The 16,119-nt window shown below is 40.6% G+C and carries 10 protein-coding genes; 7 read left to right on the forward strand and 3 right to left on the reverse strand.

What is annotated here, in order from left to right; translation table 11 throughout:
• The first annotated feature begins 5 nt into the window (after positions 1-5).
• The 6 genes from IM793_RS23665 (at position 6) to IM793_RS23690 (ending at position 10,475) form a co-directional block, all read left to right on the forward strand.
• On the forward strand, positions 6-611 hold the full coding sequence (locus tag IM793_RS23665; RefSeq protein WP_193425820.1) for an RNA polymerase sigma-70 factor: 606 nt from the start codon (positions 6-8) through the stop codon (positions 609-611).
• A 71-nt stretch (positions 612-682) separates the two neighbouring features.
• Positions 683-1,855 carry a FecR family protein gene (locus IM793_RS23670; RefSeq protein WP_193425822.1) on the forward strand — a complete coding sequence of 391 codons (1,173 nt, stop codon included), beginning with the start codon at positions 683-685 and terminating at the stop codon, positions 1,853-1,855.
• A gap of 272 nt (positions 1,856-2,127) precedes the next feature.
• Complete coding sequence (locus tag IM793_RS23675) at positions 2,128-5,577, forward strand: SusC/RagA family TonB-linked outer membrane protein (RefSeq protein ID WP_193425824.1); 3,450 nt, start codon at positions 2,128-2,130, stop codon at positions 5,575-5,577.
• Positions 5,578-5,741: 164 nt separating this feature from the next.
• Positions 5,742-7,157: a RagB/SusD family nutrient uptake outer membrane protein gene (locus IM793_RS23680; protein ID WP_193425826.1), complete on the forward strand. Its 1,416-nt coding sequence runs from the start codon at positions 5,742-5,744 to the stop codon at positions 7,155-7,157.
• Positions 7,158-7,185: 28 nt separating this feature from the next.
• Positions 7,186-7,923 (forward strand): hypothetical protein, encoded by a 738-nt coding sequence (locus IM793_RS23685; RefSeq protein WP_193425828.1) that lies wholly within the window; start codon positions 7,186-7,188, stop codon positions 7,921-7,923.
• Between the two features lie 29 nt (positions 7,924-7,952).
• On the forward strand, positions 7,953-10,475 hold the full coding sequence (locus tag IM793_RS23690; protein WP_193425830.1) for a zinc-dependent metalloprotease: 2,523 nt from the start codon (positions 7,953-7,955) through the stop codon (positions 10,473-10,475).
• 959 nt (positions 10,476-11,434) lie between these two features.
• Here the strand turns inward: IM793_RS23690 and IM793_RS23695 are convergent.
• From IM793_RS23695 to IM793_RS23705, 3 genes are all read right to left on the reverse strand, one after another.
• On the reverse strand, positions 11,435-12,154 hold the full coding sequence (locus IM793_RS23695; protein ID WP_193425832.1) for a hypothetical protein: 720 nt from the start codon (positions 12,152-12,154) through the stop codon (positions 11,435-11,437).
• Between the two features lie 255 nt (positions 12,155-12,409).
• Complete coding sequence (locus tag IM793_RS23700) at positions 12,410-13,786, reverse strand: DUF6055 domain-containing protein (protein WP_193425834.1); 1,377 nt, start codon at positions 13,784-13,786, stop codon at positions 12,410-12,412.
• Between the two features lie 739 nt (positions 13,787-14,525).
• Positions 14,526-15,626, reverse strand: coding sequence for a serine hydrolase (locus IM793_RS23705; RefSeq protein ID WP_193425836.1), 1,101 nt, complete (start codon positions 15,624-15,626; stop codon positions 14,526-14,528).
• Positions 15,627-15,839: 213 nt separating this feature from the next.
• Here IM793_RS23705 and IM793_RS23710 point away from each other — a divergent pair, with 213 nt between their 5' ends.
• Positions 15,840-16,028, forward strand: coding sequence for a DUF559 domain-containing protein (locus IM793_RS23710; protein WP_193425838.1), 189 nt, complete (start codon positions 15,840-15,842; stop codon positions 16,026-16,028).
• The last annotated feature ends 91 nt before the right edge of the window (positions 16,029-16,119 follow it).

The raw sequence follows: 16,119 nt of genomic DNA on the forward strand, positions 1-16,119 counted from the left end.
GATTAGTGGAGGAAGCACTTGTTGAAAATACGGTTGAAAAGGAATTACTCATTAAACTGAGAAATGGGGACGAGTATGCTTTCGACAAACTTTATCAAATCTATAGTTTAAGGATTTACAGAAAGTTATTAAAAATGGTAAAAGTTGATGTGATTGCTCATGAACTTACGCAGGACGTTTTTGTGAAGGTTTGGACCAAAAGGCACCTCCTGGACTCTAATCAATCCTTCAGATCTTATTTGTTCAGTATCGCCCAGCACCTGGTTTACGATACTTATCGTAAAATTTCGCGGGATGAATTGCTTGCCAAAACAGTTCAATCGATTAGCACTAACGCTTATAGCCATACCGAGGAAGATATCTATTACCGGGAGACCGGAGAAATGATACAAAAAGCGATAGAACTTTTGCCACCCCAGCAAAAACGTATCTTTCAGGCTTGTAAAATTGAAGGACGAAGTTATGATGATATTGCCCGTGAACTCAATATTTCCAGTTCCACAGTGAATAACCACATTGTTAAAGCAACAAAAACTGTAGCAGAATATCTTAAAAAGTCAGGCACACTGGTATTTTTTGTTGCCATCAGCAGCACATTTCTGGATAAATAGTAAATATTTTTTCGTTTAGACTAGATGTTGATCGTTTTTGAAACGTAATAGCTTTAAAAAGGCCAATTATTTTGAAAGATCAAAACAAGCTAAAGCATATTTATTCAAATTTCCTCAAAAATCAATGCTCCGAAACTGAAATATCGGAGTTACTGACATATTTTGATGTTGCAGATGAATTTTTATTGAAAGATTTGATCTATGCTGAACTTTTGGTTCCTTTTGAAGAGGGTTCCCCTACTCCTGAAGAGGAAATTAAATTGCTCCAGATTTTCAAGTCCGTAAAACGCATCAATCAACAGGCTCTGCCTAAAATTGTTCCGCTCTACAAACGCATATGGTTTCTCCGGCTTGCCGCAGCCTGTCTGACCATGATGATCTTAACCGTTTCACTTTTCATTTACCTTAGATCCAACCAGGACCTTCCATCACTGAGCATGGAAAAAGATGTGGATCCGGGCACAAATAAAGCCGTGCTTACGCTTGCGAACGGGAAACAGATCGCTTTGGCAGACGGTGTAAACAATTCATTGGCGGAACAGAATGGTGTGAAGATTACGACTACAGCGGCTGGACAACTGGTTTATACTTTTATTGGAGATCAGGGCAAACATTCAGAAATGGAGCAAAACCAGATCACAACCCCTCGTGGGGGCCAATATCAGCTGCAACTGGTTGATGGTACAAAAATATGGCTTAATGCAGCATCATCTGTTAAATTCCCGGTATCGTTTCAAGGATCAACACGAAATGTAGAACTTCAGGGAGAAGCTTATTTTGAAGTAGCGAAAGATAAGGCACATCCTTTTATCGTTAAAAGTATACATCAGGAAGTGGAGGTACTTGGAACACATTTTAACCTGAATGTATATGAAAATGGTTTGCGTACCACGACTACTTTGCTGGAAGGAAGTGTTAAAGTAAATCAGGTCATTTTGAAACCCGGTGAGGAATCAACTTTAACAGCGGGCCGGATTGATGTAAAAAATGTGGATACAGACAACGCTGTTTCCTGGAAGAATGGCTTTTTTAATTTTGACAATGAGCCACTTGAACAGATCATGAACGATATTGGCCGCTGGTACGATTTAGACGTAAAGTTTAAAGATGAAGAATTGAAGAAAAAGATGTTTAGTGGAAGCATCTCCAAATATGTTAAAGTTTCGCATGTATTGAGTAAGCTGAGCTTAACCCGCTCCGTTCGATTTGAGATACAGGGCAATACTATAATTGTAATGAAATAACCAAAATCAACATAACCAAACCAAACAACATGAAAAAAGAAATACCCACGGAAATGCAAAGCTATTAATCACGACGCCTCAAACAAAAAGGATTCCGATGGCCATCGGAATCCTAATAATCTGGCTTTATAAGATTAATAAATTAATCAACTACAGATGAAGTGCGCTGCTCGCTAAAGTATAAGCACTTCTAAACCAAACCTACTCAAATGTATAAAATTTCCACTAAAGTTTTATGTGGTCCTCCGTGCCACATTTTTAGAAAATGGCTCATGCGAATTAATCTCGTTGCTGTATTATTATTGGCTTTCATCATGCAGGTAAGTGCCTCTGCACTTGCTCAAAAGGTTACTTTAAACCAAAACAAAATCACCCTTGCCCAGGTGTTTAAAGAAATTGGGAAACAAACCGGCTTCCATGTGCTTTGGGAACCCGATAAATTGAACGCTGGAATAACCATTCAGGCTAAATTTAGCGGTGCATCGCTTGAAGAAGTGATGGAAGTCTGCTTAAAAGGCACTGTGATGAACTATGTTATTGAAGACAAAACCATCGTAGTGGCCGAAAAGAAAAAAACCGTGCTCGACGCATTGATAAATGTCTTTAAAAATATGGACATCAGAGGCAAGGTTGTGGACGAGAAAGGAAATCCCCTGGCTGGTGCAAGTGTAAAATTGAAAGATTTCAATAGAAGTGTGATCACCAATCAACTGGGCGTTTTTGAAATTAAAAATGTCGATGAAGATGCCTTGATCATCATTTCTTACACGGGCTACACCTCTAAAACGATCGCAGCTAAAGCGATTACCGATCAACCTATTGTTTTGGTTGTAAATACTGAGCGTTTACAGGAAGTTGCAATAGTATCCAATGGTTATCAGAAAATCTCCAGAGAGCGGGCTACAGGATCCTATGAATTTTTAGATTCCAGCGTAATTAACAGGGGGGTTAGTCCAAATATTATCGATAGGATTGAAAACATGGCGCCTGGAATTTTGACGCTGCGTAATCCCTCCAACTCTGTCAATGAAGCAAGTTTTTCTATTCGTGGCCGAAGCACAATCCGGTCTGCAGTAGAACCCCTGGTTGTGGTAGATAACTATCCCTTTGAAGGAGACATCAATTCCATCAATCCAAATGATGTAGAAAGCGTCACCATTTTGAAAGATGCTGCAGCCACTTCGATATGGGGCGCGAGAGGAGGAAATGGGGTATTGGTGATCACTTTGAAAAAGGGTAAACTGAATCAACCAGCACAGGTATCCTTAAATACCAGTTTTACCATGGCTGGCAAGTCCGATCTGTATTCTGTTCCACAGCTAAGTTCTTCAGAATTTATTGATGTAGAAAGCTTTTTGTTCGGCAAAGGCTATTATGATTATTCCCTTTCAGATCCCGGGAGTGTGGTTTCCCCATTGGTTAGTATCTTAGATCAGCAACGCAGTAATAAAATCAGTTCCATTGAAGCACAACGGCAGATCGCTCAACTGAGAAAGACTGATATCCGTGATGACCTGACCCGTTATACACAGGACAATACTTTTAATCAGCAATACAATTTAAGCATCAGGGGCGGTGGTCCACAAAATCAATACTACCTATCGGGAAGTTTAGATAATGGACATTCTGCAGATAAATCCAACTCCAGCCGGAAGAACTTTGTGTTAAGCGAACGATTCAATTTTTTCAACAATAAGCTTCAAATTGGTGCAGATATTTCTTTTTCTGACACGCAGCGGAGTGGATCCAACTTTAGCTTACCTACCGGTGCAATTTTCCCCTATACCAGGTTGGCAGATGACCAGGGGAACCCGCTGGAAATTCCTTATAAGTATTCAAAAACACGAATTTCCGGGTTAGCAGGTGGAAAGCTGATTGATATGACTTTTATCCCGCTTGATGAATATAATTATGGCAGGAATGTCAATCATATTCAGGATTATAGCATTAAGGCAGACGTTAGCTATAGTATTAAGCCAACATTACAGTTTAGTGCCATTTATCAATATGGAAGTGGAATTTCCAACTATAACAGCATTTTTGATGTGGAATCGTTTCAAACACGCGAAATGATCAACATGTTTACGACTTATAATTCCGCCACCGGAGTAATCACCCAGAATTTTCCATATGGTGGAACCAATTTGATTAAAAACAGCAAATACAATAACAATAACCTAAGGGCTAATCTGGTTTACAACGAGACATTGGGAACTGATCATCAGATTTCGGCACTGGCCGGTGCGGAAGTCAGAAACACTAACAATGTGGGCTCTACAAGGCAAGAGCTTGGTTATATCAAAGAGTTTGACACCTATCAGCGCGTGAACCAAAATATGATCTATCAAACTATATTTAGCGGTGCAAACAGCACTATACCCATACAATTTGCAAATAACAATACCACTAACCGGTTTGTTTCGCTATTTGCCAATGCTTCTTATTCCTATCGGAATAAATATATTATTTCGGCGAGTGCCCGTAAAGACGAATCCAATCTTTTTGGTGTAGCGTCGAATCAAAAAGGGGTGCCGCTTTGGTCTGCTGGTGTGGCCTGGATAATTAACCGCGAATCATTTTACCATATAGACTGGCTTCCGATGTTAAAGCTACGCCTCACTAACGGCTACAGTGGAAATACCAGTCCCAGCGCTTCAGCAAAAACAATTGCCAGCTTATCAGCAGGAAATAATTCCGGTTTGGGGTCGTTTTATCAGATCAACAATCCGCCCAATGCAGAATTGAGATGGGAAAAAGTACAACAAACGAACCTGGGATTGGATTTCGGATTCAAGAATAACCTGATTAGCGGTAGTATTGAGTTTTTCAGGAAGAATGCCCGCGATTTGATATCCGGACAGAGCGTTGCCCCTCAGGTTGGTGTAATAAATTTCACCGGGAATTTTGCTGACGTAAAGACACAAGGTTTCGACTTCTCCCTCAATTCAAGACAAATATCCGGTAAAGATTTTTCATGGTCAACAAGTTTGAATCTCAGTTCTGCAATAGATAAGATCACTAAACTCGACCTCAAACAAAACCCGAGAAATTCAGTATTGAACAATTCTACTATTCCAAGGCTGGGTTATGCCTATTCCGCATTGTTCACTTACCGTTACGCAGGTTTAAATGGACTTGGCCAACCTATGATTTATTCCAATGGCGTGGCCACAACTGACCTGGCTTCGGTAATTAGTGCGGCTAATGAGCAGGATATTGTATATATCGGCAATAATATCCCAAAATTTTCGGGCGGTATCCGAAATGATTTTAACTACAAAAACCTATCCTTATCATTTTTAATTGCCTACCGCCTGGGGCATTATTTTAAACGCCAGGCGCTGGACTACAACAGCCTTTTCTTTGGCAATTATTTCTTCTCTGATTTTGCGAACAGATGGCAAAAACCAGGTGATGAATTGGTTACTAATGTTCCGGCAATGACGAATTACCCTTATAATACCTACGCACAACTCACTTATGATTCGTCGGATGCCCTGGTAGAAAAAGGAGACAGTTTCAGACTACAGGACATCCAGCTTTCTTACAGTATCAGCAAGACAAAGTTTAAAAAGCTGCCCTTCAAAAGTCTCCAGGTGTACGCCTATGCCAATAATATTGGTCTGTTGTGGAAATCGACAAAGCTTCCCATTGATCCGGATTTCCCAACTTCAGCAAGATCACCAAGACAATATTCGTTTGGCTTAAGAACCACATTGTAATCAATTACTCCCATTAAAAAATTAGATATGAAACCATCATGATTTTGCCAATCACAAACACTAATTAGTAAACCGAGCTTGCGAGTTCTTGAACACTAAAGCACGATAGAAACTTGTGAAAAAATCATGATAGCTTCATAACCATTAAAAACAAATTTACACATATGAAAAAGCCTTTTTTTTATAATAAATCACTTTTTGTCATTATACTGGTTGCATCTGTTTTGTTAGGAAGCTGTAAAAAGGAATTTCTGGATAAAAAGCCGGTAATGGCAAACCTGATCCCGGAAAGCCTGGCCGATTTTGAAGGACTATTAAACAACTTCTCGGTAATCAACAATACCCAGAGCTTTTCCATGTTCTGTGGCGATGAATACGAATATTTATCTACCAGTATCTGGCAGTCGAAAGAGGAGCCCATTCGCAACAGTTACAACTGGAATCCGACCGTTTATCAAACCTCTTTAGACTGGAACAATTCCTACAAAACGCTCCTGTACGCCAACACCATCATTACAGGATTAAATGAATTGGCAAAAACACCTGCTAATGCGGCAAAATATGGGGATGTTAAAGGGCAGGCCTACTTTCTGCGCGCCCATACTTTTTTCCAGATTGCACAGGCTTTTGCGATGCCATACGACCCGAAAAATGCGGCAGTTACACCGGGCATCCCTTTGCCTTTAGAGGTAAATGCCAATAATCCTCTGCAGCGTTCATCCATAGCGGTTACCTATGCTCAGATCTTGTCTGATCTGGAAACCGCAAAAATGAGTTTTAGTTCTGAGACCACTACAAAACCGACATTAGGCTCTAAAGTGGCGGCCCTGGCTTTGCTGGCAAGGGTTCATTTGGGCATGATGAACTACGATAAGGCAATGGAAAGCGCACGGGAGGCTTTAAAGATCAAGGGAACGCTGTTAGACTACAATAACCTTGACGTAAATTCCAATACGCCATTTGAGGGCGGGAATCCGGAAGTGATTTACACAACTTTTCATGGCGACGCTTCTGTTGGCTACGATTTTTATGCCTTAAACTACTCCGATTACGGTTATACTTTCAAGTCGAAGGTGAGCCCGAAGCAAATTGCCCTTTACGATAAAGATGACCTCAGATTAAAACTGTGTTTTTTCATCAGGAGTGCTAATGATCCGGCTAAGTATGTCAAAGCTTTGTACCAGAATATAGCCTTACGCTATGTGCCGTTTAACGGTTTGGCAACTGACGAGGTTTACCTGATTTTAGCAGAGTGTCTGGCACGGAAGAGAGAAGTAGCGCCGGCACTTGAAATTTTGAATATGATAGCTACAAAGCGTTTTCCAGTTGGATTGGCTCCCGTACTCAGCGCCTCAACTCCCGAAGCAGCACTTGACCTCGTTTTACTCGAGCGCAGAAGAGAATTGTTGTACCGCGGCGCAAGGTGGTTTGATGTGCGGCGCCTGAATGTAGAGGGCGCTAATATCACCCTATCCAGAGAAATAGATGGTGTGGTTTATACGCTTCCACCAAATGATAAGCGTTACGCGATGCCGATCCCATTAGATGAAATTACGAAATCCGGCATTTCACAAAATTAATCACGAAGTCAAATTAAGAGATAGAAAAATGAATATAAGATATTTAAGCTTAATGTTTCTTTTTGTGCTGGCAATCGGAGCCTGCAAAAAGGAGGAAAACAAAGAACGGTTTGCAACAGTAAGGGTGGTAAATGCATGGACCGGGCAAGATGCCGTAAAGTTGAACGTTCCGCTAAATTTTGCAAGTAGTGTTTTAATTTACCCTAAGGCAGAATCCCCTGCAATGGTAACAGTTTCTTCTAAAGATGGCAAGAATGTGCTTTTATCCGGAACTTATACCCTCAAACCGATGAATTACTCCATGTATCTTTTTGGCACGGCCTTGAAACCTGACACCATATTGCGGGCGGAAATGGATATCCCTTATATCCAGACGGATAGAACACCTGTAGCTGCAGACAGTGTTTCGCACATCCGGTTTGTAAACCTGTCGTCAGAAAGCACGGTACTGAAAGTCATTTTAAAAGACGCCTTAAATGTGCCAGACTCCCCTATCCGGACTAATGTTCCATCGGTTACAGCACCTGTAGCATTGGCTTACCGGGAAATTTCTCCATGGAGTAAATACCCAACCAAAGCTGCCACCAGAACGGTATACAATTTTGAAGTGCGAAATGCAGCAACCGGTGAATTGCTGATGGCAAACTTTAGCTTAACACTTACGCCAAATTCCGGCTATTTCAAGAACATTTCGCTGGTGGTTAAGGGAGTACCTGGCGGAACAGGGAGAAATGCCTTCGGTATATTTCAGAGCAATTACTTTTAAATTCCAATAGACCAATTATTTATACCTAAATGTACAAATTTTTAATATTCTGCTCAACATTACTCATGGTTACAAGCCTGGTAAAAGGGCAGGAAAAAAATCCGAAAACAACCAAAGATTCTCTGCAAAGCAAAATTCCGGCGAAGAAGACGATAGAGGCGGCAAAGCCCGTAAGTGAACCTAAACCTTATAAAGAAGTCATTACGGATAAGGCGATTACAAGCCCTGGCATGATTAAGGTCCACAAAATTGAGCAAAAGTATTTTTTTGAAATTGCTGACTCCATATTAGGGAGAGATATTTTGATTGTTAGCCGCATCAGTAAATCAGGCGCTGGCGTACGGGGCTTAATGATGGGATATGCAGGCGATCAGATTAATGAAAACGTAATCAGATTTGAAAAGGGCCCAAACCATAAACTATTTATCAGGAGCATCTCCTTTGAGGAAAGATCAAATGACAGCACCGGCATGAACCGGTCTGTCATGAATTCTAATATCCAACCTATACTGAGTTCATTTGACATCAAAGCTTATGCAAAGGATTCAATTTCAGGAATAAAGGGCACTGTAATAGAGATGACAGACATCCTTAACAGTGACAATGAGCTCTTTTACTTTAACACCATTACCAAAAGAGGTTTATCACTGGGTGTACTCATCGCCGATAGGTCGTACCTGGAAAGCGTAAAAGCTTTCCCGCTTAATGTTGAGGTACGTGCCGTAAAGACCTATACTAAATCCCCGCTTATCGGCGATGCAGTAATCGGTGCTTCAGCGGCCACACTGGAACTGAACAGTTCTATCATGCTGTTGCCTAAAATACCCATGAAGCCAAGATTTTCAGATTCCAGAGTTGGCTATTTTACGGCAGACTATGTCGATTTTGATGCCAATCCGATAGGGATCAAACGTGAGGTGATGATTACACGCTGGCGCATGGAGCCTAAAGATGCAGATGTAGAAAAATACAAAAGAGGAGAACTGGTAGAACCTAAAAAGCAGATCATTTTCTACATTGATCCTGCCACCCCTAAAAAGTGGGTTCCTTATTTGATTGCAGGTGTGAACGATTGGCAGGTTGCCTTTGAAAAAGCAGGTTTCAAAAATGCCATCATCGCAAAGGAAGCGCCGAAAGATTCTACCTGGAGCATTGATGATGCGCGCCATAGTGCCATCGTTTATAAACCTTCGGTAATTGCAAATGCCAGCGGACCTAGTGTGCACGATCCGCGTAGTGGCGAGATCCTGGAAACCCATGTAAACTGGTACCATAACGTCATGAGCATTCTTAGTAAATGGTATTTTATCCAGGCCGCAGCAGTAGATCCAAGGGCCAGAAAGAAGTTTGACGATCAGCTGATGGGGGATCTTATTCGTTTTGTTTCCTCGCATGAAGTTGGCCATACTTTGGGCTTAATGCACAACTACGGTTCTTCCTCTACTGTACCGGTTGAGCTGTTGCGCAACAAGAAATGGGTAGAAGCCAACGGACATACGCCATCAATTATGGATTATGCACGTTTTAACTACGTAGCACAGCCAGAAGATCACATTGGGAAAGCAGGGATTTATCCGAGGATTGGAGATTACGACAAGTGGGCTATTGAATGGGGCTACAAATGGATGCCCCAGTATACCAGAGCTGAAGATGAACACGGGCCGTTGAGTAAAATGATCAGTAAACGCGTGGCTGCAAATCCGAGACTATGGTTTGGAACAGAGGCAGACCCTGCCGATCCGCGCAGCCAGAACGAAGATCTGGGCGACAATGCCATGCTGGCCAGTGAATATGGCATCAGAAACCTGAAACGCATTTTGCCCAATTTGATAGAATGGACAAAAGAGGAAAATGAAGGTTATGGAAATGCAAAAGAAATGTATGCCGAAGTCGCCAGTCAGTACAGACGTTACCTGGGGCACGTTGCAAAAAACATCGCCGGTGTTTATACGGATTTAAAGACTGTTGATGAGCCAGGTTTGGTGTATAAAAATGTACCGGCCCAGATTCAAAAGCAGGCCGTTTCCTTTTTGAACCAGCAGTTGTTCCGCACACCAACCTGGTTAATTGAGGGCTCCTTATCGGGCAAAATCGCTACCGATCCGACCCGGCTGATATTAAATTATCAAAAAGATATGCTGGGCAGTGTTATGGGAGTCAGCTCATTAAATAAATTGCTCAATGCCACGCTAAGCAAAACCCCAACCTATACCATAGACGAACTTTTTTCTGATATGAAAAAAGGCGTGTGGTCTGAGCTTTATGATGGTCAGCAAATTGACCTTTACCGGCGTAACCTCCAGAAAGCTTATGTAGATAACCTGAAAAAAATGCTGACAGCAACAGCTGCAGGAGGCTACACCGCACAACAAATGCAGCAATACAATATCGTTGATGTGCAGGCGAATGACATTTCTACACTGGTGAAAATGCATTTGACAGAACTCAAAGGCGATATTGAAGCCGTGCTTCCGAAACGCGAGGGTTTGGAGAAATACCACCTGCAGGATATTGTACGAACGATAAACCAGGTGCTGGATCCGGAAAAATAAACAGCGATTTGAAAAGTAAAAAGGGGCAAAAATCTTTAAAAGAATTTTGCCCCTTTTTTGTTTAGAATTTAAATACGATCATACTAACCTGAGTTCGATTAATGTTTTAAAATTAATGTACTTTATTAGGACGCCCCTTGTATATCTGTCATCAACGCTCCGATGTATTGAAAATTCTAAGCTCTACCATTGACAGAATCCATTAGCACGGTCGTCATTCCCGCGCAGGCGGGAACCACGTAGTGCTCAGCGAAGCTAATCTTAAAGCGCATGCTGTTAGCTATCGTTGTAAGATTGCTTCGTGCCTCGCAATGACGATTCTTCACGGCCTATTAATTCGTTGAATCACCTATCCTTCATATTGATTTTATAAAATAAATTACTACTACCATTGACAGAATCCATTAGCACGATCGTCATTCCCGCGCAGGCGGGAATCTTAAAGCGCACGCTGTTAGCGATCGTTGTAAGATTGCTTCGTCGGCTGAAAAAGCCTTCTCGCAATGACGATTCTTCACGACCTATTAATTCGTTAAATCACCTGTCCTTCATATTGATTTTAAACGATTAATTACCCCTACCATTGACAGAATCCATTAGCACGATCGTCATTCCCGCGCAGGCGGGAATCTTAAAGCGCAGGCTGTTAGCGATCGTTATAAGGTTGCTTTCCTGAAAGGTCGGGACAGGCTGTCAGCTGAAAAAGCCTTCTCGCATCCCATAGCTATCGGATTTATTATTAGCAGTTTTTATTGTTTTAAAGGCCTAATAGCTAATCGTGGTCAGCATCTTTCCTGTTAAACCGCCTTGCTATAAAGACCCTGAAACAAGCTCAGGGTGACGACCGTTCATGCAAGGTTCCAAATAACCCAAATTAAAGCACATTATTAATCGAACTCAGGTTGCTAAGCTTAACACTACTACCGGTACATACTTTATTTTCCGACCTCCTCAACATGCTAATTGGTTATGCCCAGTTCGGGAAAAAGGAACAAAATGCTTTCAGGAAAACTCCCATTCACTGATTTTACTTTACCTTTAAGCTCTGGATAAAAATCTCCGGTGTAATAAATGATCTCGGCATCGCCAACAGCTCTTAGTTTACCTTTAAGCTCTGGATAAAAGTCTCCTGTATAATAAGTAATATTCGTATCGCCAACAGCCTTAAGTTTACCTTTAATTTCTGGATAGAAGTCACCGGTGTAATAGGTCACCTCAGTTTTAGCTACTGATTTTAGCTTTCCCTTAAGCTCAGGATAAAAATCTCCAGTGTAATAAATCAAATCTATTGCACCTATTGATTTTATCCTACCTTTAATTTCCGGGTAAAAGTCTCCGGTGTAATAAGTAATATCAGTTTTCCCAAAAGATTTTACATTACCTTTAATTTCCGGATAAAAATCTCCGGTGTAATACGTGATATCAGTATTGCCAATAGATTTTATCTTACCTTTAATTTCCGGGTAAAAATCTCCTGTGTAATAGGTGACATCAGTGTTACCAATAGGCCCCATTCTTCCATTAAGTATAGAAAAGATCCTGTTATAATACTCCTTTTCATTTCGATCTCCCGAAAATTGTGCATTTGCCGGCACTAGCCAGCTGGAGAGTAGTAAGCACATCATACCCCTTACGCAGGGCATCAGAAAATACCCCTTCTTTAATTGTAAACGTTTCATCTGTATATTGTTTTTGTGTGTAATCAATAGTAAGTATTACTAACGGGAAAAGCAAAAAAAGGAATCGACCAGATGATGAATTAAAATGAGATTTTCAATATTAAATTCCGGTAATCTCCTGTTGTAATTGATCTGGCCAAGGTGATAGGCAAGCGTTCTTAAAGAAGTTACCAGGCTAACGTAAAAAAAAGCCGCCTCAACAAATATGAGACGGCCTGATCTTAATTTACATAAAACCTATTATTTAGCGATGTCTTACAACACAGAACTGTTCGTGAATTTTACCTTGTAAGGCCATTGGTCATCATTGGCTTCGTTTTCATCCCATGGATGTGGTGCATAGGTAGTCGGCGCTCCAGTTACTACATACCATAATTTTACAGTACCAGCCGGCACAGTAAAGCTACTCGTTGCGTTGTTGGTCCACATTCCGCTATACCTGCGTTCTCCTGTATTTAAAAGTGCAACATATCCATGGCGCCAACCTGCTCTTGCCGGATTTGCCACCTGATTATACCCGGGCGCATTAACCATACCGGTAAACACGGTTGATACAGCCGTACCTGCGGCAGGAACGGTTAAAGGGATAACATTGTAACCAGTAGTACCCGGTGCACGATTATAGGCTACCTGGTAGCTTCCGTCACTCAGCGTGGTATAATTCCACGTTTGAGCGCCATGGTAATTGGTACCGTAAGACCGGAGTGAAGGAATATCCCAGGTCACAAATCTTACAGCCTGATCGTAGATTTCTCCATTAAAAGTAGCTACATTAATACCATTAAGCCTCATATATGCCTGGATAGGATCTTCCGGTTGGCGAGACTCGCGCCATAATTTTCCGACAAAATCACGTCCTCTTTTAAATTCCCAATAGTAGAGAATAAAGTAACTGGCATAACGATACCATTCATGGTGAACATGGCGGTGGTAATTATCCTTGTAGACCGTGAAATCATAGGCGGTAAAAACCGTCGACGGATAGCTCTGGAATCCCTGAAAATTAGCCGTTTGCTCCCAAAAGCCGTTACCGCCATTACCGCCAAACCCATAGCGGAACCCGCCAACCCCCTGGTCAGCAAAAACCTGATATTGAAAACTATGCCCAATCTCATGACCGATGACATGACCAACCGGCTGCATGGTAGCTGGGCTAACCCACAGGGCACCAATTACGTTATCATAGCCAGAACCAGTAGCCAGCCATTCTGTTTGATATTTGATAAAGATCATCATCTTATATCTATTCAGATTGGATGTAGCTAAATTAGCAAAACCTAATTGAGTTACATTTAATTGAAAAAAGCCTTCCGCTTTGCTCAGCAGGTCGGTAATGTTCACCCGATATGCTGCTGGTACAGCGGTTGAATTTGGATCGTTAGTGCCATAGGGTTTAGCCCAGAAAACAATAAAGTGATCCGAAGTGCGGGATCTTGACCAACTCCATGTGCTGGCCGAATTATTAAAATCATTCGAGCTGAGTTCCTGCGGAATATAAACTTCAGGAGCAGCAGCTGCAACTGCTGCCATTCCGGCCTGATTTTGCAGCTTAGTGGGCTGAATGGCGTTGAATTCATTTTTACAGCCTGATAACGATACAATGATCAGGAATAATAAAATTTGTTTCTTCATTTTGGTTTTTTAGTTGATTAGGTTTATAGATTGATTAAATTTCATCACACAGCGTACTCATCTTTATAGGGGTTGATTTCCTCAGAAGATCGACAGGTTGTTCGTGAAAAATATTTTTATGATGCGTTAATACTTAAAATAAAAGATTTTACAATACACCTCCGCATTCAGAATAAAAATGGTAAGGCGTGGGCCCACTTCATTCCGGATTTTATTACAGTGTTGTATAAAAAATATGTAATATTTAAATATACAACACAAAAGGCGGCCATTCTGATCGTATATTAACTAAAAGCGGCAAAATATTGATATATTGTTAGTTAAGCTTCCCTGCCGTTTACTATTGCCAGAGAAAAACACGGCTCTGTGGAGGAGTACTGAGGTGATAAGAATGAAATTGGTTCAGACAGCTACCTTAATTCCCATGGCCAATATAGGCATGATAATAACACATGCACCCGATGATGTAAAGAAGCTTAGATCGAATCTTTAGTTTATGGAAGATCCTGGTAAAATCGCTCTTATACCACCATATAATGCAGAAATATGAATCGGAATTGATAAGATAATGATGAAAAAAGCTTAGGTATCTTACAGGACACAACCAGGGGTAAAAGATTATGGCTGATGAATATTGAACAAAAAAAGGAGCCGCGTCTTTGAAAAGCTAAAACTAAAATTTAGATCAATCAACGATCCTGGTCGCCCCTTAAAAAGCATACATTTTCTTGTGTTAAGATTAATTATACAAGATCGTTCTTACTTTTTGCAAAAATGAATTTATTTTTGCTTCCGAATGATTTTGCAGGATTATTACCGTTTTATCATTATCTAAATGCCTTTCTATATAAGTGGAATACCCTGGCCAACCTCCGGAATGATAGACGATTTTGCCATATTTTTTCGAATTCCCTACGAACCACCCAAATCCATAATTAGTCTCTTTTCCATCGTTGGTTTTTACAGAATCAAATAGGAGTTCTTTATCTTTTGAATCTATCAATTTATCGGTATAAAGTGCTCTGTCCCATTTTAACAGATCTGCTGTTGTAGAATTTACTGTTCCATCGCCCACAATTCCATCCAGATAATAAGTGTAAAATTCTTTCCCAAAACTATTGGGAAGCACTTTATGTCCTAAGCTATCTGTAACATAACCAAGAGCATAATTATCTATTTTTTTTGGTTCAAATCTACTTCTGTAGATAAACGTATTTTTCATTTTTAATGGTTGAAAGATGTTTTCACTCAAAAATTGTCCAAATGCCCTACCTGATACTCTTTCTATGATCAACGCTAATAAAGTATACCCTGTATCACTGTACTCGTATTTTTCGCCGGGTTGAAAGATAGCTTTTGGTCTGTATTTCGCGAAGACATTTACAATATCCTGATTGGTAGCAATTTTTGTTTTACCCCACTTTTGTTCAAAAAATTCTATATAGTCGGGAAGCCCGCCAGTGTGATTAAGTAAATTTCTGATGCTGATGTTCCCGTAGAAAGCTAGTTCGGGAATATATTTTGAAATTTTGTCGTCATAGTTCAGTTTTCCTTGTTTTTCCAACAAAACAATTCCCATAGCAGTAAATTGTTTGGAAACAGATGCCAACTCAAATATGGTTTGGTTATTAATTTTTTGCCCGGTTTGCTCATTAGCAAGGCCATAACTTTTTTCAAATATGATTTTCCCTTTGTCTGCAATCAGCACATTCCCATTAAACATTTTCTGCTTATAGAGCGCGCCAAATAAGCTGTCAAGTTGCTTATAATGATTAGATTGACCAAAAGCGAGATTAAATAATAACAATCCAATTGTAATCAGAAAAAATGTTCTTCTCATAACATGTTCTTTAAAATTGCCGGTAATGGGCCAGTTATCGCCAGAGGGCGGGATTTGATACCTTAGTTCAGTAAATATACAAATTTCGATAGCAGCACAAAAAAAGGTTAATTTAGCATATGCCCCCCAGTAGTTGCTACTCCCCTCCTGTTTTAGGAGGGGCAAGGGGGTGGTAACTAAGCAAAATTAATTTAAAAATGATGATATTAAATCATGGCAATCCATAATCTTAAACAGCTAAAAGAGAAAAGAAAGGAGCTGAGAAACAACCTCACTCCTGCTGAAGCTACCATGTGGATGTACCTGCAAAATTCCAGACTTGATGGCAAAAAATTCAGACGCCAACACAGTGTTTGGAATTATATATTTCAAAAAACCACCCCCAGCCCCTCCTTGCAATAAGGAGGGGAGCTGATTTACCTAATAAGATAATACAGCAAAAGATTCGAACTATAAATCTTATTACCAGAAACTAACCTTTACTCAGCACATC

This window comes from Pedobacter sp. MR2016-19, from assembly GCF_014947265.1.
Lineage (GTDB): Bacteria > Bacteroidota > Bacteroidia > Sphingobacteriales > Sphingobacteriaceae > Pedobacter.

What these genes read in the sequence shown, in the direction of transcription:
- IM793_RS23710 (WP_193425838.1), top strand. Translation starts at nt 15,840, where the DNA reads ATGGCAATCCATAATCTTAAACAGCTAAAAGAGAAAAGAAAGGAGCTG.
- IM793_RS23695 (WP_193425832.1), bottom strand. Translation starts at nt 12,154, where the DNA reads ATGAAACGTTTACAATTAAAGAAGGGGTATTTTCTGATGCCCTGCGTA.
- IM793_RS23690 (WP_193425830.1), top strand. Translation starts at nt 7,953, where the DNA reads ATGTACAAATTTTTAATATTCTGCTCAACATTACTCATGGTTACAAGC.
- IM793_RS23675 (WP_193425824.1), top strand. Translation starts at nt 2,128, where the DNA reads ATGCGAATTAATCTCGTTGCTGTATTATTATTGGCTTTCATCATGCAG.
- IM793_RS23680 (WP_193425826.1), top strand. Translation starts at nt 5,742, where the DNA reads ATGAAAAAGCCTTTTTTTTATAATAAATCACTTTTTGTCATTATACTG.
- IM793_RS23685 (WP_193425828.1), top strand. Translation starts at nt 7,186, where the DNA reads ATGAATATAAGATATTTAAGCTTAATGTTTCTTTTTGTGCTGGCAATC.
- IM793_RS23705 (WP_193425836.1), bottom strand. Translation starts at nt 15,626, where the DNA reads ATGAGAAGAACATTTTTTCTGATTACAATTGGATTGTTATTATTTAAT.
- IM793_RS23700 (WP_193425834.1), bottom strand. Translation starts at nt 13,786, where the DNA reads ATGAAGAAACAAATTTTATTATTCCTGATCATTGTATCGTTATCAGGC.